The sequence below is a fragment of the Actinomycetes bacterium genome (assembly GCA_035489715.1).
In the GTDB taxonomy this organism is placed as follows: Bacteria; Actinomycetota; Actinomycetes; order JACCUZ01; family JACCUZ01; genus DATHAP01.
Map to the genome: position 1 here is coordinate 1 of DATHAP010000153.1, position 22,908 is coordinate 22,908.

The 22,908-nt window shown below is 71.9% G+C and carries 26 protein-coding genes; 16 read left to right on the top strand and 10 right to left on the bottom strand.

Annotated features, from left to right (window positions below; genetic code table 11):
* The 4 genes from VK640_12265 to narI form a co-directional block, all read left to right on the top strand.
* On the top strand, positions 1–1,603 hold a 1,603-nt coding region (locus tag VK640_12265), incomplete at its 5' end, for a molybdopterin dinucleotide binding domain-containing protein (GenBank protein HTE73958.1).
* Between the two features lie 16 nt (positions 1,604–1,619).
* A complete protein-coding gene (gene narH, locus VK640_12270) occupies positions 1,620–3,308 on the top strand; it encodes a nitrate reductase subunit beta (protein HTE73959.1) in 1,689 nt (562 codons plus the stop codon).
* Positions 3,305–3,979 (top strand): nitrate reductase molybdenum cofactor assembly chaperone, encoded by a 675-nt coding sequence (gene narJ, locus VK640_12275; protein HTE73960.1) that lies wholly within the window; start codon positions 3,305–3,307, stop codon positions 3,977–3,979. Before narH ends, narJ begins: the two co-directional genes overlap by 4 nt.
* Complete coding sequence (gene narI / locus VK640_12280; GenBank protein ID HTE73961.1) at positions 3,976–4,716, top strand: respiratory nitrate reductase subunit gamma; 741 nt, start codon at positions 3,976–3,978, stop codon at positions 4,714–4,716. Before narJ ends, narI begins: the two co-directional genes overlap by 4 nt.
* Positions 4,717–4,742: 26 nt before the next feature.
* Here narI and VK640_12285 read toward each other — a convergent pair whose 3' ends face one another.
* Both VK640_12285 and VK640_12290 read right to left on the bottom strand, forming a co-directional pair.
* On the bottom strand, positions 4,743–5,456 hold the full coding sequence (locus VK640_12285; GenBank protein ID HTE73962.1) for a BTAD domain-containing putative transcriptional regulator: 714 nt from the start codon (positions 5,454–5,456) through the stop codon (positions 4,743–4,745).
* Between the two features lie 145 nt (positions 5,457–5,601).
* Positions 5,602–5,919, bottom strand: a complete 318-nt coding sequence (locus VK640_12290; GenBank protein HTE73963.1) for a hypothetical protein — start codon at positions 5,917–5,919, stop codon at positions 5,602–5,604.
* 91 nt (positions 5,920–6,010) lie between these two features.
* Here VK640_12290 and VK640_12295 point away from each other — a divergent pair, with 91 nt between their 5' ends.
* The 10 genes from VK640_12295 to VK640_12340 all read left to right on the top strand — a co-directional run bounded on the left by VK640_12295 (position 6,011) and on the right by VK640_12340 (position 13,764).
* Positions 6,011–6,211, top strand: a complete 201-nt coding sequence (locus VK640_12295; protein HTE73964.1) for a hypothetical protein — start codon at positions 6,011–6,013, stop codon at positions 6,209–6,211.
* Positions 6,212–6,290: 79 nt separating this feature from the next.
* Positions 6,291–6,494, top strand: coding sequence for a hypothetical protein (locus VK640_12300; protein ID HTE73965.1), 204 nt, complete (start codon positions 6,291–6,293; stop codon positions 6,492–6,494).
* A gap of 122 nt (positions 6,495–6,616) precedes the next feature.
* Entirely contained in the window at positions 6,617–8,902 is a 2,286-nt protein-coding gene (locus tag VK640_12305) for a MinD/ParA family protein (protein ID HTE73966.1), read from the top strand.
* The gene (locus VK640_12310; GenBank protein ID HTE73967.1) at positions 8,899–9,735 is read left to right on the top strand and encodes a hypothetical protein; all 837 of its coding nucleotides are present in this window, start codon (positions 8,899–8,901) and stop codon (positions 9,733–9,735) included. Before VK640_12305 ends, VK640_12310 begins: the two co-directional genes overlap by 4 nt.
* Before the next feature lie 80 nt (positions 9,736–9,815).
* Positions 9,816–10,328 carry a DUF1360 domain-containing protein gene (locus VK640_12315; GenBank protein HTE73968.1) on the top strand — a complete coding sequence of 171 codons (513 nt, stop codon included), beginning with the start codon at positions 9,816–9,818 and terminating at the stop codon, positions 10,326–10,328.
* Between the two features lie 128 nt (positions 10,329–10,456).
* Positions 10,457–10,843, top strand: coding sequence for a PLDc N-terminal domain-containing protein (locus VK640_12320; protein ID HTE73969.1), 387 nt, complete (start codon positions 10,457–10,459; stop codon positions 10,841–10,843).
* A 58-nt stretch (positions 10,844–10,901) separates the two neighbouring features.
* Positions 10,902–11,834, top strand: coding sequence for a hypothetical protein (locus VK640_12325; protein ID HTE73970.1), 933 nt, complete (start codon positions 10,902–10,904; stop codon positions 11,832–11,834).
* Entirely contained in the window at positions 11,831–12,373 is a 543-nt protein-coding gene (locus VK640_12330; protein HTE73971.1) for a hypothetical protein, read from the top strand. The genes VK640_12325 and VK640_12330 overlap by 4 nt, the downstream gene beginning before the upstream one ends.
* A gap of 202 nt (positions 12,374–12,575) precedes the next feature.
* A complete protein-coding gene (locus VK640_12335) occupies positions 12,576–12,980 on the top strand; it encodes an STAS domain-containing protein (GenBank protein ID HTE73972.1) in 405 nt (134 codons plus the stop codon).
* 178 nt (positions 12,981–13,158) lie between these two features.
* On the top strand, positions 13,159–13,764 hold the full coding sequence (locus tag VK640_12340) for a hypothetical protein (GenBank protein ID HTE73973.1): 606 nt from the start codon (positions 13,159–13,161) through the stop codon (positions 13,762–13,764).
* 23 nt (positions 13,765–13,787) lie between these two features.
* On the opposite strand, the gene VK640_12345 is transcribed toward VK640_12340, so the two are convergent.
* Positions 13,788–14,213: a hypothetical protein gene (locus VK640_12345; GenBank protein ID HTE73974.1), complete on the bottom strand. Its 426-nt coding sequence runs from the start codon at positions 14,211–14,213 to the stop codon at positions 13,788–13,790.
* 261 nt (positions 14,214–14,474) lie between these two features.
* Between VK640_12345 and VK640_12350 the strand changes: the two genes are divergently transcribed.
* Entirely contained in the window at positions 14,475–14,972 is a 498-nt protein-coding gene (locus VK640_12350) for a DUF3145 domain-containing protein (GenBank protein ID HTE73975.1), read from the top strand.
* Positions 14,973–15,052: 80 nt separating this feature from the next.
* On the opposite strand, the gene VK640_12355 is transcribed toward VK640_12350, so the two are convergent.
* The 6 genes from VK640_12355 to VK640_12380 all read right to left on the bottom strand — a co-directional run bounded on the left by VK640_12355 (position 15,053) and on the right by VK640_12380 (position 21,570).
* Positions 15,053–16,468, bottom strand: a complete 1,416-nt coding sequence (locus VK640_12355) for a carboxyl transferase domain-containing protein (GenBank protein HTE73976.1) — start codon at positions 16,466–16,468, stop codon at positions 15,053–15,055.
* Positions 16,469–16,473: 5 nt separating this feature from the next.
* Positions 16,474–17,724 carry a beta-ketoacyl-ACP synthase II gene (gene fabF / locus VK640_12360; GenBank protein HTE73977.1) on the bottom strand — a complete coding sequence of 417 codons (1,251 nt, stop codon included), beginning with the start codon at positions 17,722–17,724 and terminating at the stop codon, positions 16,474–16,476.
* 46 nt (positions 17,725–17,770) lie between these two features.
* On the bottom strand, positions 17,771–18,019 hold the full coding sequence (locus VK640_12365; GenBank protein HTE73978.1) for an acyl carrier protein: 249 nt from the start codon (positions 18,017–18,019) through the stop codon (positions 17,771–17,773).
* Positions 18,020–18,112: 93 nt separating this feature from the next.
* Positions 18,113–19,108, bottom strand: a complete 996-nt coding sequence (locus tag VK640_12370; GenBank protein ID HTE73979.1) for a beta-ketoacyl-ACP synthase III — start codon at positions 19,106–19,108, stop codon at positions 18,113–18,115.
* Entirely contained in the window at positions 19,108–20,298 is a 1,191-nt protein-coding gene (locus tag VK640_12375; protein ID HTE73980.1) for an acyltransferase domain-containing protein, read from the bottom strand. The genes VK640_12370 and VK640_12375 overlap by 1 nt, the downstream gene beginning before the upstream one ends.
* Before the next feature lie 78 nt (positions 20,299–20,376).
* Positions 20,377–21,570 carry a helix-turn-helix domain-containing protein gene (locus tag VK640_12380; protein ID HTE73981.1) on the bottom strand — a complete coding sequence of 398 codons (1,194 nt, stop codon included), beginning with the start codon at positions 21,568–21,570 and terminating at the stop codon, positions 20,377–20,379.
* Between the two features lie 83 nt (positions 21,571–21,653).
* Between VK640_12380 and VK640_12385 the strand changes: the two genes are divergently transcribed.
* Positions 21,654–22,685 carry a PHP domain-containing protein gene (locus VK640_12385; protein HTE73982.1) on the top strand — a complete coding sequence of 344 codons (1,032 nt, stop codon included), beginning with the start codon at positions 21,654–21,656 and terminating at the stop codon, positions 22,683–22,685.
* Here the strand turns inward: VK640_12385 and VK640_12390 are convergent.
* On the bottom strand, positions 22,682–22,908 hold a 227-nt coding region (locus VK640_12390), incomplete at its 5' end, for a hypothetical protein (GenBank protein ID HTE73983.1). The genes VK640_12385 and VK640_12390 overlap by 4 nt on opposite strands.

The window sequence follows — 22,908 nt, forward strand, 5'->3', positions numbered from 1 at the left end:
GGACGCCCCGGAGAACTGGCCCCGCGTGCTCACCCTGTGGCGGGCCAACCTGCTCGGGTCGTCGTCGAAGGGCAACGAGTACTTCCTCAAGCACCTGCTCGGGACCCACTCGTCGGTCCGGGCGGAGGAGACGCCGGAGGACCGCCGGCCGCGTGACGTGACCTGGCGGGACGACGCGCCCGAGGGCAAGCTCGACCTCCTGGTCGCGCTCGACTTCCGGATGACCAGCTCGACGTTGCTCGCGGACATCGTGCTGCCGGCCGCCACCTGGTACGAGAAGCACGACCTGTCGTCCACCGACATGCACCCGTTCGTCCACGCCTTCACGCCGGCGATCGACCCGCCGTGGGAGACCCGGTCCGACTTCGACATCTTCCAGGGCCTCGCCGCCCGCTTCTCCGAGCTGGCGCAGACGCACCTCGGCACCCGCAAGGACCTGGTCGCCGTACCGCTGCAGCACGACACCCCGGGCGAGACTGCCCAGCCGGGCGGCCGGGTGCGTGACTGGGCCGCCGGCCAGGCCGAGCCGGTGCCGGGCCGGACGATGCCGACCTTCGCGGTGGTCGAGCGCGACTACGGCGCCATCGCCGACAAGCTCGCCTCTCTCGGCCCGCTGGTCGACTCGCTCGGGCTGACCACGAAGGCGGTCACCGTCCGCCCGGACCACGAGGTGGAGCTCCTCGCGCACAGCAACGGCGTGATGGCAGGTGGCGCCGGTGACGGCCGGCCGGCGCTGGACACCGACGTCAAGATGGCCGAGGCCATCCTCGCGCTGTCCGGCACGACGAACGGCCGGCTCGCGGTCGAGGGCTTCCGGCGTCTGGAGGAGCGCACCGGGCAGCGGCTGGTCGACCTCGCCGAGGGGTCGGAGGAGAAACGCATCACCTTCGCCGACACCCAGGCCAGGCCGGTGCCGGTCATCACGTCGCCGGAGTGGTCGGGAAGCGAGACCGGCGGCCGCCGCTACGCGCCGTTCACCATCAACGTCGAGCGGCTCAAGCCGTGGCACACCCTGAGCGGCCGGATGCACTTCTTCCTCGACCACGACTGGGTGTCCGACCTGGGCGAGACGATGCCGATCTACCGGCCGCCTCTGGACATGCACCAGCTGTTCGGCGAGCCGCGGCTCGGCCCGGACGGCACCAAGCAGGTCACCGTGCGCTACCTCACCCCGCACTCGAAGTGGTCGATCCACTCCGAGTACCAGGACAACCTGCTGATGCTCTCGCTGTCGCGGGGCGGGCCGACGGTCTGGATGAGTCCGCAGGACGCGGCGGCGATCGAGGTGCGGGACAACGAGTGGGTCGAGGCGGTCAACCGCAACGGCGTGCTGGTCGCGCGGGCGATCGTGTCGCACCGGCTGCCCGAAGGGCTGGTGTTCGTCTACCACGCGCAGGAGCGGGTGGTGAACGTCCCGATCTCGCAGACCAGCGGCAAGCGCGGGGGGATCCACAACTCGCTGACCCGGGTGCTGGTCAAGCCGAGCCACCTCATCGGCGGCTACGCGCAGCTCTCGTTCGCCTTCAACTACCTCGGCCCGACCGGCAACCAGCGCGACGAGGTGACGGTCGTCCGCCGCCGCGACCAGGACGTCCGGTACTAGGAAAGGTGACCCGCTGATGAAGGTCATGGCGCAGCTGGCCATGGTGATGAACCTCGACAAGTGCATCGGCTGCCACACCTGCTCGGTCACCTGCAAGCAGGCGTGGACCAACCGCTCCGGCGTCGAGTACGTGTGGTTCAACAACGTCGAGACCCGGCCTGGCCAGGGCTACCCCCGGCGCTACCAGGACCAGGAGCAGTGGAAGGGCGGCTGGACGCTCAACCGGCGCGGCCGGCTGACGCTCAAGGCCGGCGGGCGGGTCAAGAAGCTGTTCAGCATCTTCAGCAACCCGGTGCTGCCCACCATCGACGACTATTACGAGCCCTGGACCTATGACTACGAGAAGCTCACCTCGGCGCCGCTCGGCGACGACTTCCCGGTTGCGGAGCCGCGCTCGCTGATCAGCGGCAAGCCGCACAAGATCGAGTGGTCGGCGAACTGGGACGACGACCTCGGCGGTGGACCCGAGCTGGCGCCGCTCGACCCGGTCGTTCAGCAGCTGCGCGACGACGTCGCCGACAAGGTGCGGTTCGAGTACGAGCAGTCGTTCATGTTCTACCTGCCCCGCATCTGCGAGCACTGCCTCAACCCGGCCTGCGTGGCGTCCTGCCCGTCCGGGGCGATGTACAAGCGCAGCGAGGACGGCATCGTGCTCGTCGACCAGGACCGCTGCCGCGGCTGGCGGATGTGCGTGACCGGCTGCCCGTACATGAAGGTGTACTTCAACCACCGCACCGGCAAGGCCGAGAAGTGCACGTTCTGCTACCCGCGGGTCGAGGTCGGGCTGCCCACGGTCTGCTCGGAGACCTGCGTCGGTCGGCTGCGCTACATCGGGCTGGTGCTCTACGACGCCGACCGCGTGACGGAGGCGGCGGCCACCCCGGACCCGCAGCAGCTCTACCAGGCCCAGCTCGACATCATGCTCGATCCGACCGACCCCGACGTCGCGGCCGCGGCGCGCCGCTCCGGCATCGCCGACGACTGGATCGCCGCGGCCGCTCGCTCGCCGGTCTACGCGCTGGCCAAGACCTACCGGGTCGCTCTTCCTCTGCACCCGGAGTACCGCACCATGCCGATGGTCTGGTACGTCCCGCCGCTCTCACCCGTCGCCGACGCGCTGCGCGACACGGGCCACGACGGTGAGGACGTCGCCAACCTCTTCGGCGCGATCGACACGCTGCGGATCCCGGTCGAGTACCTCGCGGGGCTGTTCACCGCGGGAGACCCAGCACCGGTTACCGACGTGCTACAGCGGCTCTCGGCGATGCGCGCCTACATGCGCCGGGTGACCCTGGAGGAGCCCGTCGACGAGACCATCGCGAGCACCGTCGGCATGACCGGCGACCAGCTGACCGCGATGTACCGCCTGCTCGCCATCGCCAAGTACGACGACCGCTACGTCATCCCGAGCGCCTACGCCGAGCGTGGCCACGAGCTCGAGGAGGCCGCCTGCTCCCTCGACTTCGACGGCGGCCCGGGGATGATCGACAGCGGGCCGTTCGGCGAGGCCAGCGGCCGGCCGACGCCGGTGTCCGTCGAGACGTTCCACGCCTTGAAGGCGCGCCAGACCGGCGGCGGCGTCGCGCACCCGGAGACCCGCGGTGCCAGGGTCAACCTGCTCAACTGGGACGGCCGCGGCACCCGCGGGCTCTTCCCACCGGGGGGCGGCGCACAGCAGCCGGAGGCCGAGGAGACCACCCGATGAGGCACGAGGAGCAGGCGGTCGTGCTCCAGGCCGCGTCGCTGCTGCTGACCTACCCCGACGAGCGGACCCGAGCGGCCTACCCTGCGGTGCGCGACGCGGCCGGCGCCGTGCGCAACGGCGCGGCGCGGGACGCCCTGCTCCGCGCGGTGGACGGCATCTCGGCCCTGGCCGAGCCCGGCGAGCTCGGCCTCCAGCAGCACTACGTGCAGACCATGGATCAGCGTCGGCGATGCTGCCTCTACCTGTCGTGGTGGACCGAAGGAGAGACCCGGCGGCGCGGCCTGGCGCTGGCCCGGCTCAAGGAGGTCTACCGCAGCCGCGGCCACGAGCTGGTCTCGACCGAGCTGCCCGACTTCCTGCCCGTCGTCCTGGAGTTCGCCGCGTCGCACCCCGACCTCGGGCTTGCCGTGCTGCAGGAACACCGGGCCGGCCTCGAGATGCTCCGGCTCGCGCTGGTCGAGGCGGGCACGCCGTACGCCGGAGCCGTCGAGGCCGTCTGCAGCCTGCTGCCCGGCCCCTCGCCGCAGGACGAGGCCGCTGCCCGGGCCCTGGCCCGCAACGGTCCGCCGCGGGAGAACGTCGGTCTCGAGGGCTACGGCTTCGGCGCTGACGCCTCACCCGACAAGGACCTCGGCCCCACCTCGCTGCTGCCTACCGGGGCCCGCCGATGAGCGTCGGGGTGCTGCTCTGGGGTGTGCTGCCCTACGTCGTCCTCGCGATCCTCGTCGGCGGCACGGTGTGGCGCTGGCGCTACGACCAGTTCGGCTGGACGACCCGGTCGTCGCAGCTCTACGAGTCGCGGCTGCTGCGCATCGGCAGCCCGCTCTTCCACTTCGGCATCCTGGTCGTCCTCGTGGGACACGTCATCGGCCTGGTCGTGCCGAAGTCGTGGACCGACGCCGCCGGCCTCTCGCAGGAGGCCTACCACGTCCAGGCACTGCTGCTCGGCGGTGTGGCGGGCGTCGCCACGCTGGCGGGCATCGCGATCCTGGTCTACCGACGACGTACGACAGGGCCGGTCTTCATGGCGACCACCCGCAACGACAAGGCGATGTACGTCGTCCTGGTCGCCGCCATCGTCGCCGGGCTGGTGACCACCCTGCTGGGGGTCGGCGCCACCGGTGAGGCGCACAACTACCGGCTCACCGTCTCGCCGTGGTTCCGGTCACTGGCGACGCTCCAGCCCGACGTCGACGCGATGGAGCGCGCGGACACCGCGTTCCACGTGCACGTCCTGATCGGCATGCTGCTGTTCGCCACCTGGCCCTTCACCCGCCTGGTGCACGCCTTCTCGGCGCCGGTCGGCTACCTCTTCCGGCCGTACGTCGTCTACCGCAGGCGCCGGGTCGCCGACGACGCCCCGACCTCGCGGGGCAGCCGCAGGGGCTGGGAGCGGATCGGCTCCTGACCCGCGACGTTCGATGAGGGGCCGGGTCAGCGAGGTCGGGCCGCAGGAATGATGAGCGGTCGCACCAGTTCATCCATCTCCCGGGAGGGGCTGATGGCCATGACCTGTTGCAGCTGCCGCCGGTAGGCCCGGTACTCGTGGACCGCAGCAGACGGGTTGTGCGCAAGTAGGTGGGCGCGGATCAGGATCGTGTGGGCATTCTCACGAAGCGGCTCGATGGTGGTGGCCTCCATCGCAGCCATCAGAGCGGTGTCGTAGTCCCCCCTGTCCAGGGATCGCATCGCCTCGGCCTCCAGTGCAGCAAGCCTCAGGTGCTGTAGCCGTTCCCGTTCGAACGTGACCCAGTCCTCGTACCAGCCGGGCAGCAGCTCGGCATCGCGCAGCATGCCGACCCACGCCCGTGCTCTGCCGGTGCTGTGGGTGCGGGGTTCCGCGGCCGACCGGGTCAGCTGCTGGACGTCGACTCGGACGGCCGGTGCAAGCGACAGCGTCGAGTGCCCGATCTCGAGCAGACCGCCGGCCGACCTGCGGACGCGCATCACGGCAGAGCGAAGACTGGTCAGGGCGCGTTCGTCCGTGGTGTCGGGCCACAAGGTCCCGGCAATCTGCATCCTCGGCCGTCGACCGCGCAGCGCGAGCAGCGCTATGAGTCGCTGCTCTCGCCCACCCACAGAGACGGTTCCGCGCGGTGACTGCAGGTCCCAGCAGCCGAGCAGTCGCAGCTCCAGGTCAGCACTCACATCAGGGATCGCGTTCGATTGCAACGGCGAGCCCCCCAACTTTTCACCGACCTGGCTCGATCTTGACCCTCTCTTGCGACATTTGGCGCGGTTGTAGCGGCGATGTCAAGACTTCGGCCACCCATGAATTGCCCAAAGATGGAAATCACCCGTCGTCCAACGCAGTCAGCCACTCGTCGACGAGCGCATGCAGCTCGACGCGACTGGTGACGTGGCGGATGGCGGGATCGCTGTCGCCGGCGCACATCGTGACGCGTGCGAGCATCACGTCTGCAGCCCCACGCGGCCAGGCACTGACGAGCATGACGCCACCGAGCTCGGGCGACCACGACGTGCGTTCGGCTCGGCTCTTCCGCCAGGCACTCGCGTCTGGAACCCCTTCGTGCTGCAACGTTCCCTCCCCCACGCTGTCATCCTGCAGTGTTGCCTCCGACAGGCCAGTCGTGAAGGCGTTGTGCCGCACCTGCCACGCCCTTGTCACGCTTCGATCACAGCAGTCGCGTTGACTCGTCGTGTCTCGTCATCAAAGGCGCAACTGGGGGGAGGTGACCACCATGCGCAAGGAACTGACACTGACTGAGCTCGACACCCAGATCGCCGACCTGCTCCCGGAGCGGGAGACCCTCACGTGGGGCGGCAACAACAACTGGGCCGGCATCTACGCCTCGAACTCGTCGCTGGCGCTTAACGCTGTCACGTACGGATCAGTGGCACAGAGCTCGGCAACGCAGACCATCAACGTCGCCCAGGGCTGATCACGGGCTGGCGCCGGCTCCGACGGGGTCTGCGTCGCCGTGTCCCAGCACGCCATCTGTGGGAAGGAGTTGAACCTTCGTGCGCAGTCCTCCTGTTCTGACCGCTGAAGAGATTTGGGGTCAGACCGTTCAGTTGCTGCCGCGTCGGGAGACGCTCTGTTACTTCGCCTGCACGAACGTGGTCAACGTCGTCGGCCTGAACATCGCGATCGCCGTCAACGCAGCCAGCATCAACGCGAACGCCCAGGCGCTGGCGATGCAGTACACGACCGCAGTGCAGTAACGCCGAATCCGAGTCGTGGCGGCGAGTACGCGGCTCTGGGCGTACTCGCCGCCATCCCGGAGGCGGTGTCAGGCATCCAGAGCATCCAGAGCATCCAGAGCACACCAGGGCGATGACTCACCATGACTGCTGACCAATCCGACCGGACACTGATCCACCACAGCTGGCGCGTATCCCAAGGACTACAGGTGCTCGGCCCGGCGCAAGGCTCCGGCATCCGTGAACCGACCTATCTGCTTCGGCGACGCGACGGTCAGGTCGTCCAGGTCTCGGAGCTGCTGCACCTCATCGTTTCTGCGGTCGCTCCGGGCCGCACGCCGGACCAGATTGCCGACGTCGTCAGTGGTGCCTACGGCCGGACGCTTACGACCGATGGGTTGGCGCACCTGGTGAAGGCACGCCTCCAGCCGCTGGGACTGGTCGAGGACTCGACCGAACCAGCCGAGTTCGAGCCACCGCGCGCCAACCCATTGCTCTCGCTCACCTTGAAGGGCACGCTCCTACCAGTCGCTGCTGTCCGCCGGATCGCGCGGCCGTTGTCACTGCTGTTCTGGCCACCTCTTGTGATCGCTGTGCTTGCGCTGGCCATCGCCGTCGATGTTCAAATGTACGTGCATGGGGACGCGCTGATCGCCCTGCAGCAGGTGCTGGCCGCCCCTGCGCTCGTGCTCGCTGGTTACGGCCTGCTGACCCTTGCTGCGGTGCTGCACGAGATGGGTCACGCTGCCGCCTGCCGCTACGGCGGCGCGCAACCTGGGCGCATCGGGTACGGCGTGTACCTGGTCTTCCCGGCGTTCTACACCGACGTCACCGACTCATACCGGCTCAGCCGGGCAGGACGCATTCGCACCGACCTTGGTGGCCTCTACTTCAACGTGTTGTTCCTGATCGCGAGCGGTGCCGGCTATTTGGTCACGGACAACGGGGTGTACCTCCTCGTTGCACTCGTCCTGCACCTCGAGATGCTGCAACAGCTCATCCCTGCGGTCCGGTTCGACGGCTACTACGTGCTCTCCGACCTGGCCGGCGTGCCCGACCTCTTCGCCAGGGTCCGGCCCGTGCTGGCGAATCTTGTGCCCGGCCACCCCAAGGACCCTCGGGTTGCTGAGCTGCGGCCCGCCGCCCGACGGCTCGTCGCCGGCTGGGTGCTCGTGGTCGTGCCCCTGCTCGCCTTCGGCTTCGGCTGGCTGCTCTGGCACCTGCCCGATATCGTCCGAAACACCTGGGCGGCGCTCGAGGTGCAGGCGGACCAGCTCGTCCGTGCATGGCAGTCCGCCGATGTCGCCGTAGTCCTCCTTTCCGCGATCTCCACGGTGTTGCTCGTGCTGCCGTTGCTGGGTCTAGCCGTCCTGTTCTGGCGCCTGACGATGCTGCTGGGTCATGCCGTCCATCGGCTGACCCGGTCGCACGAGTCGGAGGGACAAGTAACTGCGCCGGAGGAACCCGAGCTTCCACTCGATCTCAGGCCGATGGAACTCAGCGCGGCAGCCTTCACCGACGACACCATGATCACGTTGCCGCCGGCTGTCCCTCGCGGTGGATGGCAGCGAGCCGTCTACCGCGTCTCGGCAGGCACCCTCAATCCCGGTCCAGGCCCCTCCGAGACGCGTCGGGCCGAGATCGAACGGCGCCTCTGCGCACCGATCGAGGGCTCTCGACGTGTGGTCGTCATGAGCAGGAAGGGCGGTGTGGGCAAGACCACCATGACGCTTGCCCTGGGCAGCACCTTCGCGACGCTGCGGGGTGACCGGGTCGTGGCGGTCGACGCCAACCCTGATGCCGGGAACCTGGCGCATCGGGTGGCTCCGCCGATCCCCGAGACCATTACCGACCTTCTCCGGCATCTCGACGACATCCAGAGCTATGCCGAACTCAGGTCCTACGTCTCGCAGGCACCGGAGTCACGGCTCGAGGTTCTCGGCTCCGACGACGACCCGCGCATCGGGATGGCCCTGGACCGCGACGCCTACCACCGCCTGATCCGGCTGCTGGACCGGTTCTACAACCTCATCCTGCTCGATACCGGCACGGGGATACTCGACAGCGCCAACCAGGGTCTGCTGACCGAGGCGGACGAGCTCGTGCTGGTGCTCCGCCCAGGCCTGGACGGTGGCCGGGCAGCTGCGCTCACGCTGGACTGGCTCGACGAGCACCAGTACGGCGAGCTCGTCGCCAAGGCCATCGTGGTAATCAACGGCGTCCGGCGTGGCCTGGGCGCCCCGCTGGAGCCCATGGTCAAGCACTTCTCGCGACGGTGTGCGCGGGTCGTGACCGTGCCCTGGGACCCCGCCTTGGAGACAGGTGCGCAGACCGAGCTGTCGTCGCTGCGCAGCGACACCCGCGACAGCCTCGTCGAGATGGCCGCTGCAGTCGCGGACGACTTCCAGACCCAGAGTGCGCGGCTATGAAGCGCCTCGCGCCGGTAGTGGCAGCCGCGGCGATCGGCGTCGGGCTGGCAGCCAGTGGTCTGCCCTCGCAGGGCCAGGAAGATGCGCGCCCGGCCCCCTCGCGGGGCGACCTGACGGCGGCAGCAGTGGCGGCTCCCGACAGTCCGGACGTGGTCGACGAGGCGACGTCGACGTTGCACGCCGCGCGTGGGCACGGCGACGTGGACACGGCCGCCTCGGCCAATGCCGGCTGCGACGGGTGCTCGGCTACGGCCACCGCCCTGCACATCGTCTACCTGGACCGGTCGACCGAGGCCACCGTGGACAACGTGACCGTGGCCTGGTCGGAGTGCCGGAACTGCTCCGCGACGGCGGTCTCGGTGCAGGTGGTGATTCTCCGCTCGCCGCAGACGGTCCGGGTGAACAACCGTGCCCTGGCGGTGAACGCTGCCTGCGCCGGGTGTCGTACTGCTGCCGCCGCCTATCAGCTGGTCATGGTCGGCGAGCGCCGCGACCGGCTGGCCGCGGCGGACATCGAGGAGCTACGCCGATGGATCGCCGACCAGGTGGTCGCGCTGAGGGCCGTGGCGCCGACAGGTGGCTCGGCCGCTCCGGCAGCATCCACCCTGGCACCTCTCGGTCAGCTCGAGGTCCTGGTGGGCGAGCGCCTCGGGGGTGCCACGACTCTGCGGCGCGACGCCGACGTCCGGACAGGGGTGACGGAGGCGACGCCCGAGCCGCCACCTCAGGAGGGGCAGCCGACGCAGCCGCCTCCGTCGGAGCCGTCGGCTCCGGACCCCTCGGCTCCCTTGCCGGAAGGGACGACGACAGCAGCACCGGCGTCGCCGGCCTGACGCCGCACCGAAGCAGCCGGCAGGCTCCCCCGACGCGGGTTGGACGGCCCGCGGCGGGGGAAGCCGGTGGCATGGGCGTCATGCAGACCATCAGCCAGCAGGCAGCGGGATACGCCCGTCCGGACGGGGCGACGGGCGGGTACGCCGCGGCCATGGGCGTGTTCGGTGCCGTGGCCGGGGGCCTGTCGCTCGTCGCGGCGCGGACCGGCCGGCGGCCGCCTCCGCTGACCCCGTGGGAGCTGACGCTGCTCGGCCTCGCCACCCACAAGATCGCCCGCATCGTCGCGAAGGACGCGGTGACCAGCCCGGTGCGCGCGCCGTTCACCCGGTTCCAGGGCCCGCAGGGCAATGCCGAGCTGGCCGAGGAGGTGCGGGGGAGCGGGGCCCGCAAGGCGGTGGGTGAGCTGCTGACCTGCCCGTTCTGTCTCGGCCCGTGGATCGCCACCGCGCTCACGGCGGGCCTGACCTTCGCGCCGGGCGTCACCCGGCCCGCGATGGGCGTCTTCTCGGCGGTGGCCGTCTCCGACTTCCTCCAGCTCGGCTATGCAGCCGCGGAGCAGCGCACCGAGCCGCCGGAAGCGCGCGAGGGCTGAGCTCCCCGCGCCCGCGGATCACCCGGATCGAGTGATGCGGCGCACGCCGGGCTGCCTACGGTGGGAACAGCGGCCTCACAGAGGGCTGCCATGCCACAACGGGGCCGACGCATAGGAGCACGCAGGACATGTCACTCGGTGAGTTCTTCTGGAGCCTGCTCGTCATCTACGCCATGTTCTTCTACTTCATGATCCTCTTCCGCGTCATCGGTGACCTCTTCAGCGACAAGGACACCAGCGGGGTGATGAAGACGGTGTGGCTGATCGCGCTGGTGCTGCTCCCGTTCATCACGATCTTCGTCTACCTGATCACCCGGGGCTCCGCGATGAACCAGCGCGCCATCGAGCGGGCTCGCGACATCGACCATGCCCAGCAGGCCTACATCCGCGAGGCGGCCGGGAGCGGGACGGACCCGGCGACCCAGATCGAGAAGGCGCACCAGCTGCTCACGTCGGGTGCCATCAGCCAGGCGGAGTTCGACAGCATGAAGGCGAAGGCGCTCAGCGCCGGCTGACCTGCGGGAGCGATAAGGAAGGTTTGTCCACCGAGATAGTTGGGAATGCGGTGAGGCAATGCCTCCCGACACCCTTCGCCGCTGGTCCCTCGACGACGTCGACGGGCTGTTCGCGGACGTGGAGACCGCGCCCGTCGTGGTCGAGCCGGAGCGCCCCGGCCCGGGTTCCTGGGCCGGGGCGCCGAGCGCCGTGGCCGACGACGGGGCGGTCTTCCTGGCGTACCGCCTGCGGCGACCCGTGGGGCAGGGCCGCGGCTACGCCAACGTGGTGGCCCGCTCCGAGGACGGCGAGCACTTCTCGACCGTCGCGGTGCTGCACCGCGACAGCTTCGGCGGCGAAAGCCTCGAGCGGCCCTGCCTGGTCCGCACACCTGACCGTCGCTGGCGGCTCTACGTCAGCGTCGCGACCCCCGGCAGCAAGCACTGGCGGGTCGACCTGCTCGAGGCCGACGAGCCGGCCGGGCTGGGAACCGCCGACGCCGCCACGGTGCTGCCCGGTGACGACGGGTTCGCGGTCAAGGACCCCGTCATGCGCCTCGTCGACGGCACCTGGCACGCCTGGGCCTCACGGCATCCGCTCGACGACCCGGACGCGACCGACCGGATGACGACCGACCACGCGACCAGCCCCGACGGCAGGGACTGGGTGTGGGAGGGGACCGCCCTCGCCGGGCGCCCGGGGGAGTGGGACGCGCGGGGAGTCCGGGTCGCGGACGTGCTGCTCGACGAGGGTGTCGCGTTCTACGACGGCCGGGCCACCGCGGAGCAGAACTGGGAGGAGCAGACCGGGCTGGCCGTGCTCGGCGGCCTCGGCCGGTGGACCGCGGTCGGTGACCGCCCGGTGGGCGTGTCACCGCACGGCCTGGGCGATCTGCGCTACGTGAGCACCGTCCCGCCGGCGGACGGCTCGACCCGGTTCTACGTCGAGGTCACCCGCGCCGACGGCGCCCACGACCTGCGCACGTTCGTCGCCGAGGGAGGGCGCCGATGACCCTTCCCGACTTCTTCGTCGTCGGGGCGCCGAAGGCTGGGACCACCGCCCTGCACGTCGCGCTGGCCCGACCGGCGGAAGCGCTCGCCCTGATCGTCGACTTCCTGGGTCTCGAGCCGGGGCGGGTGACCGAGGTGCCGGCGGAGAACGTGACCGCCCACGCGTCCGGGACTCTCGGCAACCGGGCCGTGTCGGCCGCCCTCCGGGCCGGTGACCGGGTCGAGCGGGTGCTGCCGCACCGGCTGTGGAAGCCGGCCCGGGACGCCATGTCGCGACGGCTGCAGCGCGAGCAGCGGCCCCGCCAGCCCCTGACCGACCACCAGAGGGAGCAGCTGGTGCCGCTGGTCGCCGACGACGTACGGCTGCTGGAGCGGGTGACCGGGCAGTCGTTCGGCGACTGGCTGGAGCCACGGGTGAGCCTGGCCCGCCGCGCCTTGGAGCCCGGCGGCAAGATCGGGACGGCGCACAACAGCATCGACCGACCGCTCGACCCGGCCGACTGCCGGCCGGAGCGGGACCGACGGCGCCGGGCGTCCTGAGACCGGCCGCGGCAAAGGCTTCGTAAACCGTCGTCCCGGGGGCCGCGCGTGGCGGCAGAGATCGGAAAAGTCGTTGCACAGACAGCAGTTTCCGACGTACGAAATCCGTCGCCCGGAGGCCTTCCGTCGCGGTCCGGGCGGCGTTACCCTCAGACGGCGCCGAAGCAGCCGGCCGTTCGGTCGACCAGCCCAGGGGGCCGCATTGATCAGTTTGCTCGATCCGCACCGCACCGGGGTCCACACCGTGGTGGGGGTCACGGGGGAGATCGACGTCGCCACGGCTCCGGCCCTGCGCGACTCCGTGCTCGGGCTGCTCAACCGCGGGGCGACCAGCCTCGTCCTGGACCTCCGCGGCGTGACCTTCGTCGACTCGACCGGGGTCGGCAGCCTGCTGCGGGTCCACCACCGCGCGGCCCTGCTGGGCGGCTCCGTGCACTTCGTCGCCGACCACCCGGCGGTGCTGCGGGTGTTCGACCTCATGCAGCTGCGCCGGCGGCTGCACGTGACTCCCACCGTCGCCGCCGTCGACGACTGCTGCCCGGCGCTGCGCCGTGGGGTGCCGGCGCCGACCGTGCGGATCGCGCAGCCCGACCGCCTGACGCCCTAGGCGCTCGGGCCACGGCTCGCCCGAGCGGCCGAAGCGGCAGGTGCCGGGCCGGTGCGAGGTGCGGCTGCGCAGGGTGACCGGGTTGGGCCAGGAACCGCCGGATATCGGCGATCGGCCACGCTGCGTGACCTTGGCGCCCTAGCCTGATCCAGGGGGCGGTGCCTACCAGGAGGACGGCATGGAGACACGCGAGGGGCGGGACGTGGAGGTCCAGCGCGGGCCCGAGGTGGTCGTGGGCACCGAGTCGGGCACGTCGGCAGGCGAGCGCGCCGTCGACGGGCCGCCACCTGTGCGGCCGCGCCGCCGGCTGGTCGCGGGCCTGGTCGCCCTGCTGGCCCTCGTGTTCGCCGCGACGGTGGTCCTGGTACTGGTGCTCGGCGGCGACGACGAGCCCGAGGTCACCACCCGGACCCCGGCGGCAGCCGACCCGGCCGGACCGGCCTCGCTCGGGCTCACGGTCGAGGTCCCCGACCGGGTGGTGGCGGGCCAGCCCGCCAGCCTGGTGGTGCGCTGGGCGGACGGTGAGGGCGTCTTCAACGGGTCGACGGAGGAGTGGGGCGACGGGGTGGGCACCAGCTCGCTGGCCCAGGACAGCTGCGCGGCGAGCGCCACGGCTGCCCAGGACCGGCCGTCGGCGGGTCGCTACGTGGCAAGCCACACGTGGGCCGAGCCCGGGACCTACCAGGTGACGATCGGCGTCGCGAGCTACCTGTGCACCGGTGGCACGGCCACCCAGGAGGACGCCCGGACGACCGTCTCCGTCCAGGTGCTGCCGGCCGGCTGACCGGCTCCCGGCTCAGACCCGGCTCAGAACCGGAACGGCTTGGGCGGCGCGTTCAGCGATGCACGGGGGCAGCTGGCTAGGTCGAGGCTGCCGAACCCGAGGGCCTCGTTGCACAGGCCCTCGACGGTCCAGCCCTGGGCCGTCCCGAAGCGGGTCACGGTGACCCGGTAGATCGTGATCTCGTAGCGGGTCGGCGTGCCGTACGCCACCTGGATCGTCCCGATCAGCTCGGCGCCACCGGGGGAGCCGTAGCCCTCCCACGGCCGGTCGTACCTGCTCCACAGCGACGGCTCCGACTGCCATACCCCGCCGTTCTGCACGTCGCGCAGCGCGAGCTCCACGAGCACCGCACGGGCGGACTCCTCCGGGATGATCGCCGCGGGCCTGATCACCTCGGAGACGACGCCCTCGTCGTACGCCTCGGCCATCAGCAGCTCGGGGTTGTGCACGGTGTGCCTTTCGTCCGGAGCATGAGCGGGACGCCCTTGCTCCTGTCCTATCGGCCGTCGGCGGACGCGACTTCAGGTTCCGGAGTGCCTTCCTGAGCGGCCTGGAACCGCCTGCCCGGTGCGTTCCGACGGGATGGCTGGTGCCCATGTGGCCGCTGTGGCATCATCGTCGGAGCACACCGGACCTCCCGCCGCAGGGCGACAGGTCGGACGAGGCCGCTGGGGAAGGCGCACCACGTCCGAGACCGCAAGGAGGAACCGGTGGCGACCCGTGGCGTTGTCTACGTCCATTCCGCTCCGCCCGCGCTGTGCCCGCACGTCGAGTGGGCCGTCGGCGGAGTCCTCGACATGCGGGTGACCCTCGACTGGACCCCGCAGCCGGCCGCGCCCGGCGTGGTCCGCGCCGAGCTGTCCTGGCAGGCCGAGCCCGGCACCGGAGCCCGCCTGGCCTCCGTCCTCCGCGACTGGGCGCAGCTGCGGTTCGAGGTGACCGAGGAGCCCAGCACGGGCGCCGAGGGGGAGCGCTGGTCGTGCACGCCGACGCTCGGTCTCTTCCACGCGACGACCGGCGTGCACGGCGACATCGTGGTGCGGGAGGACCGGCTGCGGGCCGCGTTGGCCCGGGCCGCGACCGACCCGGCCACCGACGTGGTGGCCGAGATGCAGGGGCTGCTCGGCAAGGCGTGGGACGACGAGCTGGAGACCTTCCGGCACGCCGGCGACGGTGCCCCCGTCCGCTGGCTGCACCAGGTCGTCTAGGACCGGCCGCCCCCGCTCGATCGTGCGTTGACACACCGGACACGCCGGCGTCCCGGTGTGTCAACGCACAGGTGGTCGGCCTAGAGCGGGATGTTGCCGTGCTGGCCGCGGGTGGCGGGCCCGGCGGCGATGGCGGCGGCGATCGCGGAGCGGGTCGCGGTCGGCTCGACCACCTCGTCGATGACGCCGATCTCTTGCGCCCGGGCCAGCCCGCCGGCCAGCTTCTCGTGCTCGACCGCCAGCTCCTGCTCGACCTCGCCGCGCACGTCGACCGGCACCTCGGCCAGCCGGCGGCGGTGCAGGATGCGCACCGCGGCCACGGCGCCCATGACGGCCACCTCGGCGCCCGGCCAGGCGAAGACCCGGGTAGCACCCAGGGAGCGTGAGTTCATCGCGATGTAGGCGCCGCCGTAGGCCTTGCGGGTCACCAGCGTCACCCGTGGCACCGTCGCCTCGGCGAAGGCGTGCAGGAGCTTGGCGCCGCGACGTACGACGCCGTCCCACTCCTGCCCCACGCCGGGCAGGTAGCCGGGCACGTCGACGACGACTGCCATCGGCACGCCGAAGGCGTCGCACATGCGCACGAAGCGCGCCGCCTTCTCGGCCGACGCCGAGTCGAGGCAGCCGCCGAGCCGCAGCGGGTTGTTGGCGATGACGCCGACCGTGCGGCCACCGAGCCGGCCCAGCGTCGTGGTGACATTGGGGGCCCACTTGGGGTGCAGCTCGAGCGCGCTGCCCTCGTCGAGCAGGTGCTCCACGATCGGGTGGACGTCGTAGGCGCGCTTGGCCGACTCCGGCAGGTAGGCGCTGAGGTCCACGTCGGGTACGTCGCCGATCGTGCGCTGGTCGCCCAGCAGCGCGGCCAGCCGGCGGGCCTCGGCGTAGGCCCCGGCCTGGGTCTCGGCGACGACGTGCACGACCCCGGAGCGACGGCCGTGCGGCTCCGGGCCGCCGAGCCGCAGCGCGTCGACGTCCTCGCCGGTGACCGAGCGGACCACGTCGGGGCCGGTGACGAACACCCGGCCCTCGGGACCGAGGATGACGACGTCGGTGAGCGCCGGGCCGTACGCCGCGCCGCCGGCCGCCGGGCCCAGGACCACGGAGATCTGCGGCACCTTGCCGGACGCCCGGGTCATTATCGCGAAGACCTCACCCACGGCGTGCAAGGAGACGACGCCCTCGCGCAGCCGGGCGCCCCCGGAGTGCCACAGCCCGACGACCGGGCAGCCCTCGGCCAGCGCACGCTCGTAGGCGTCGAGGACGACCTGGCAGCCGGCCTCGCCCATCGCGCCACCTTGGATCGTGGCGTCGGAGCAGAAGGCGACCGTGGTGGCCCCGTCGATCCGGCCGATGCCGGCCAGCATGCCGGAGTCGTCCTCGGGCGTGATCAGCTCGAGGCTGCCCTCGTCGAAGAGCAGTCCGAGCCGCCGGGCCGGGTTGCGTGGGTCGTCCGTCTTGTCGACGGCGACCCCGGGGGCGGGAGCGGTAGCAGTCATGGTTGTCAGACCGTCCGGAACGCGAGGGCGACGTTGTGGCCGCCGAAGCCGAAGGAGTTGTTGAGGCCGAGGCCGCCCTCGGGCAGCTGGCGGGCCTCGCCGCGCACCACGTCGAGCGTGACGTCGTCGTCGATGTCCTCGAGGTTCGTCGTGGCGGGCGCGGTGCGGTGGTGCAGGGCGAGGATCGTCGCGATCGCCTCGACCGCGCCGGCCGCGCCGAGCAGGTGACCGGTCATCGACTTGGTCCCGCTGACGCAGGCGCCGTCGGTCGCGTCACCGAGGGCAGCCCGGATGGCCTTGTCCTCCGCCACGTCCCCGACCGGGGTCGAGGTGGCGTGCGCGTTGATGTGCACGACGTCGCCCGGCTCGGCTCCTGCGCTGCGGACGGCCTGCTGCATCGCCCGGGCAGCGCCCGCACCGACCGGGTCGGGCTGGGCCATGTGGTGGGCGTCGGACGTGATGCCGTGCCCGGCGACCTCGGCGTAGATCGTGGCGCCGCGGGCCCGGGCGTGCTCGAGCGTCTCGAGGACCACGACGCCGGCGCCCTCGCCGAGCACGAAGCCGTCCCGGCCCTTGTCGTAGGGCCGCGACGCGCGCTCCGGCTCGTCGTTGCGGGTCGACAGCGCCTGCATGGCCGCGAAGCCCGCGAGCGGCAGGACGTGGATCGCGGCCTCGGTGCCCCCGGCTGCCACGACGTCGGCCCGGCCGGACCGGATCATGTCCAGGGCGTAGGCGATCGCCTCGGCCCCGCTGGAGCACGCGCTCACCGGCGTGTGGACGCCGGCCCGGGCGGTGAGCTCCAGGCCCACCACGGCGGCCGGCCCGTTGGGCATGAGCATCGGCACGGTCATCGGCAGCACCCGGCGGGCGCCGCGCTCCTTGAGCGTGTCGTAGGCCGAGAGCAGCGTGGTGACCCCGCCGATGCCGGATGCGATCACCACGCCCTTGCGCTCGGGGTCGACCTCTGGAGCGCCGGCGTGCGCCCAGGCCTCGCGGGCGGCGATCAGGGCGAACTGCCCGGACCGGTCCATCCGCTTGGTCTGCGGCACCGGCAGCACCTCGGAGGGCTCGACGGCGACCGGTGCCGCGATGGACACCGGCAGCATGTCGACCCACTCGTCGGTGAGCACCTTGACCCCCGACCGGCCGGCCAGCAGGCCTTCCCAGGTCGAGGCGACGTCGCCGCCCAGCGGCGTGGTCGCGCCGAGACCGGTGACGACGACGCGCTGCGCATCGGTCAGTCGAGATTCCGTCATGCAGGTGGCTCCTTCGGTGTCCTCAGGCTGGTCGGCCGGGGACTGGTTAGGCGCTGGCCTTCTGGATGTAGGCGACGGCGTCGCCGACGGTCGAGAGGCCCTTGACGTCGTCGTCGGGGATGCGCACGCCGAACTTCTCCTCCGCGTTGACCACGATGGTCATCATCGACAGCGAGTCGATGTCGAGGTCGTCGGTGAACGACTTGTCCGGCTGGACGTCGCCGGTGGGGATGCCGGTCTCCTCGTTGACGATCTCTGCGAGACCCTCGAGGATCTCCTGCTCGCTAGCGGCCATCTCGGTGCTCAGCTCCTCTGTGCGTCGGTTGGTGGACGGGTGGTGCTGGGTGGTGCGTGCGTTGCTCTTGCCACGGCAGACGCCGGGCGAACCTCAGGGCAGGACGACGACCTGGGCGGCGTAGACCAGCCCGGCGCCGAACCCGATGAGCAGCGCGGTGTCGCCGCTCTTGACCTCGCCGGACTCGAGCATCCGCTCCATGGCGAGGGGGACGGAGGCGGCCGACGTGTTGCCGGTCTCGCGGATGTCGCGGGCCACCGGCACGTGCGCAGGCAGCTTCAGCGCCTTGATCATCGCGTCGGTGATGCGCATGTTGGCCTGGTGGGGGATGAAGGCACCCAGGTCCTCGGCGCGGACGCCAGCCGCGTCGAGCGCCTGCTGGGCCACCGGGGCCATCTGCCACACCGCCCAGCGGAAGACCTTCTGGCCCTGCATGGTCAGGGTCGGGAACTCGACCTGGTGGTCGCGCACGTCCAGCCAGGACGCCCGCTGCGTGATGGCGTCGTACTCGGCGCCGTTGGAGCCCCAGACCGTGGGGCCGATCGCCGGCTCGTCGCTCGGCCCGATAACGACGGCCCCGGCACCGTCGCCGAAGATGAAGGCGGTCGAGCGGTCGTAGGAGTCGGTGAAGTCCGAGAGCTTCTCGCAGCCGATCACCAGGACGTACTCGGCGCTGCCGCCGCGCACCATGTCGTGGGCCAGCGAGACGCCATAGCAGAAGCCGGCGCAGGCGGCGGACAGGTCGGTCGCAGCCGCACCGCCGAGCCCGAGGCGCTCGGCGACCGCGGCGGCGGCCGACGGTGTCTGCAGCGGGTGGGTGACGGTCGCCAGCAGCACCGCGCCGACCTGCTCCGGGCTGATGCCGGCCTGAGCGATCGCCTTGCCGGCGGCCGCGCAGCTCATGTCGATGACGCTCTCGTCGGGGCCGGCCCAGCGCCGGCTCTCGATGCCGGAGCGCTCGCGGATCCACTCGTCGGAGGAGTCGATGCGCTCGCAGATCTCGGCGTTGGTGACGATGCGCGACGGGCGGTAGCCGCCGACGCCGAGGATGCGCGCGTAGGCCGCGCCCTTGGGCGAGGTGAGAGCCATCAGTGCATCGCCTCGTTGCCCTCGGGGTGCAGCCGGACCAGGGGCTGCCCGGGCGACACCGGGTCGCCGTCCTCGACCAGCCACTCGACGACGGTGCCGCCGTGCGGAGCGACGACCGGGCTCTCGTCCTGCCGGGACACCAGCGTGCCGATGGCCGTGCCGGGCTCGAGCACGGTGCCCTCCGGCAGGTCGACCCGGCGGATGGTGCCCTTGGCCGGCGCGACCAGCATCCGCCAGGTCGGCGAGCCGTCCTGCGGTGCGGCGCTGCCGTGGCGGGCGGCCAGGTCGCGGGCCGCCTCGAGGTCGTCGGGGGTCTTCAGGGCCACCGTCTCGACGCCGGGCAGAGACCGCTTGACCAGACCGGTCAGGGTGCCCGCGGGCGGCACCTCGATCAGCGCGGTGACGCCGAGCTCGCCCATCGTCTGCATGCACAGGTCCCAGCGCACCGGGTTGCTCACCTGGCTGACGATCCGGGACAGCACGTCGCGGCCCTGGGCGATGACGGCGCCGTCGCGGTTGGAGATGAGGCGGGTGCGCGGGTCGTGGACGCTGACGGCCTTCGCGTACGACGCCAAGGTCTCGACCGCCGAGGCCATGTGCTCGGTGTGGAAGGCGCCCGCGACCGACAGCGGCACCAGACGGGCCTTGGCCGGCGGGTCGTCCTTGAGCGCGGCGAGCTGCTCCATGGTGCCGGCGGCGACGACCTGGCCGGCCCCGTTGACGTTGGCCGCGGTCAGCCCCTGGCGCTCGAGCGATTCCGTGACCTCGTCGGGGTCGCCGCCCAGCACGGCGGTCATGCCGGTGGGCTTGAGCGCCGACGCGTCGGCCATCGCGCGGCCGCGCTCGCGGACCAGGACCATCGCCTGCTCGGCGGTGATCACACCGGTGCCGGCGGCCGCGGTGATCTCGCCGACGCTGTGTCCGGCGGTTGCGCCGACGGCGTGGAACGCGTCAGCAGGGTGCGGGAAGATCTCCAGGGCGGAGACCAGGCCGGCGGCCACCAGCAGCGGCTGGGCCACCGCGGTGTCCCGGATCGTGTCCGCGTCGGCCTCCGTGCCGTAGTGCACCAGGTCGAGGCCGGCACAGGCGGAGAGCCAGCGCAGCCGGTCCTCGAAGTGGGGGAGCTCGAGCCAGGGGCGGAGGAAGCCGGGCGACTGGGCGCCCTGACCGGGCGCGACGATGACGAGCACGGGTCCACCCTTTCGGACTCCGGCCGGTCCGGGGGTGCGGGACCGGACCAAGATGTCCGGGACGACTTTGGAGGTTCTCTACAAGTCCGGGCCGGGACGGTCGGCCAGCGCGGGGCCCTCCGCGGGCCCTCCGGACAGGCGCCCGAGGGTCAGCGCGAGCCGCAGCGCGAAGGCGTGCCGGGGGTCGGAAGGGGTGTAGCCGGTGACCTCCGCGACCCGGCGCAGCCGGTAGCGGACCGTGTTGGGGTGCACGAACAGGGCGCGGGCCGTCGCCTCCAGCGACGAGGTCTGCTCGAGGTACGCCGCGAGGGTCTCGACCAGGGCGGTCCCGGTCGACAGCAGGGGCTCGTAGACGTCCTGCACCAGCCGGCTGCGGGCCAGCTCGTCGCCGGACAGGGCCCGCTCCGGCAGCAGGTCGTCGGCCAGCACCGGCCGCGGCGCGTCCGGCCAGGCCGGTGCCGCCCGCAAGCCGGCCACCGCCGCCGCAGCGCTCTCGCCGGCCCCGAGCAGGTCGGCGACCACCGGCCCGATGACGACCGGGCCGGGACCGAACTGCGCGACCAGGTGGCGGGTCGCTCGCACCGGGTCGGCCGGCCCCCCGAGGATCGCGACCAGCCGGTCGCCCTGGACGCCGGTCAGGACGTCGAGCCGGTGGGCCCGGGCGGCCCGGCGGATGTCGTCGACCACCGCCTCCGGCTCGGCGTCGGGCGCCTGGCCGACCACGACGACCGCTGTGTCGTGGCTGGCCCAGCCGAGAGCGGCCGCCCGGGACCGCAGGGAGTCGTCGGACTCGCCGCGCAGCAGGGCGTCGACCACCAGGGACTCCAGGCGGGCGTCCCACGCGCCCCGGGCCTCGGCCGCCTCGGCGTAGACCTGGGCCGCCGCGAACGCGATCTCGCGCGAGTAGCGCAGCACGGCCTCGCGCAGCTCCTGCTCGTGCCCGGGGGCGATCTGCTCGATCTGCTCCTCGACGACCGCGATGACCACCCGGACCAGCTCGACGGTCTGCTGCAGGGTGACCGACCGGGTCAGCTCACGAGGAGCGGTGCCGAACACGTCGGCGCTGATCGCCTGCGGCTCCTCGGGGTGGCGGAACCACTCGACGAAGGCGGCCACTCCGGCCTGCGCCACCAGGTTGACCCAGGACCGGTTCTCCGCCGGCATCGCTCGGTACCACGGCAGCACCTCATCCATCCGGGCCACGGCGGCGGTCGCCAGGGTGTCCATGCTGCCCTCCAGGCGGCGCACCATGGACGGCGCTCGACGCGGCATGGCGCCACGATAGGGGCAGCGCCCCGGGTGGGTTGAGTTGTCGCAGCACCACAACGGCGTGCCGGTCGTCTAGCGTCCCCTGCGTGAGCACGCCGCAGCCCCTCGACCCGGTCGCCGCCCTGCGACGGGTCGGCTTCCTCCTCGAGCGTCGTCGCGAGGCGACGTACCGCGTCAAGGCCTACCGCGGCGCCGCGGACGTCCTCGCCGCGCTGCCCGACGGCGAGCTGGACCGCCGGGTCCGCGACGGCACGCTCACCGAGCTCAAGGGCGTCGGGGCCAAGACCGCGGCGGTCGCCGTTCAGGCCGGGCAGGGCAAGGTACCCGACTACCTCGCCGCGCTGGAGGCGGCCACCCACGGGCCGGTCACGACCGGCGGCGCGGCCCTGCGCTCGGCCCTGCGGGGCGACCTGCACTCGCACAGCAGCTGGTCGGACGGCGGCAGCCCGATCGACGAGATGGCTCGCACCGCCCGCGACCTCGGGCACGACTACCTCGTGCTGACCGACCACTCGCCCCGGCTGACCGTCGCCAACGGTCTCTCGCCGGAACGGCTGGTGCGCCAGCTCGACGTGGTGGCGGAGCTCAACCAGGAGCTGGCGCCCTTCCGGCTGCTGACCGGGATCGAGGTCGACATCCTCGACGACGGGTCGCTGGACCAGACCGACGAGCTGCTCGGCCGCCTCGACGTCGTGGTCGCGTCGGTGCACTCGAAGCTGAGGATGGACAGCGAGGCGATGACCCGCAGAATGGTCAACGCCGTCGCCGACCCGCACACCGACGTGCTCGGCCACTGCACCGGGCGGTTGGTCGAGGGGGAGCGCGGCAAGCGCGGTGAGTCGCAGTTCGACGCCGAGATCGTCTTCGCGGCCTGCGAGCGGTTCGGGGTCGCCGTGGAGATCAACTCCCGGCCGGAGCGGCGCGACCCGCCGATGCGGCTGATGCAGCTCGCGCTGGAGACCGGCTGCCTGTTCTCGCTCGACACCGACGCCCACGCGCCGGGGCAGCTGGACTGGCAGCCCTACGGCTGCGAGCGGGCCGAGGCGGCCGGCGTCCCGGCCGAGCGCATCGTCAACACCCGCGCGGTCGACGAGCTGCTGGCCTGGACCGCCCGCTAGGTCGCGCGGCGCTGCAGGGGGATGAGCGCCTGCACGGGGCTGGTCAGCACGGCGAGCAGCTCATCGGGTACCGCGTCAGCGACGAGCAGGGCGCAGGCGGCGTCCAGGCAGAGCGTGAGGACCCGCGCCACCTCTCGCTCGTCGACCTGGGCGGTGCAGGCGTGGCAGGGACGGCTCAGGCCCTCCGCGCCGGAACGCCTGACCAGCGCCCAGACCCGCCGCC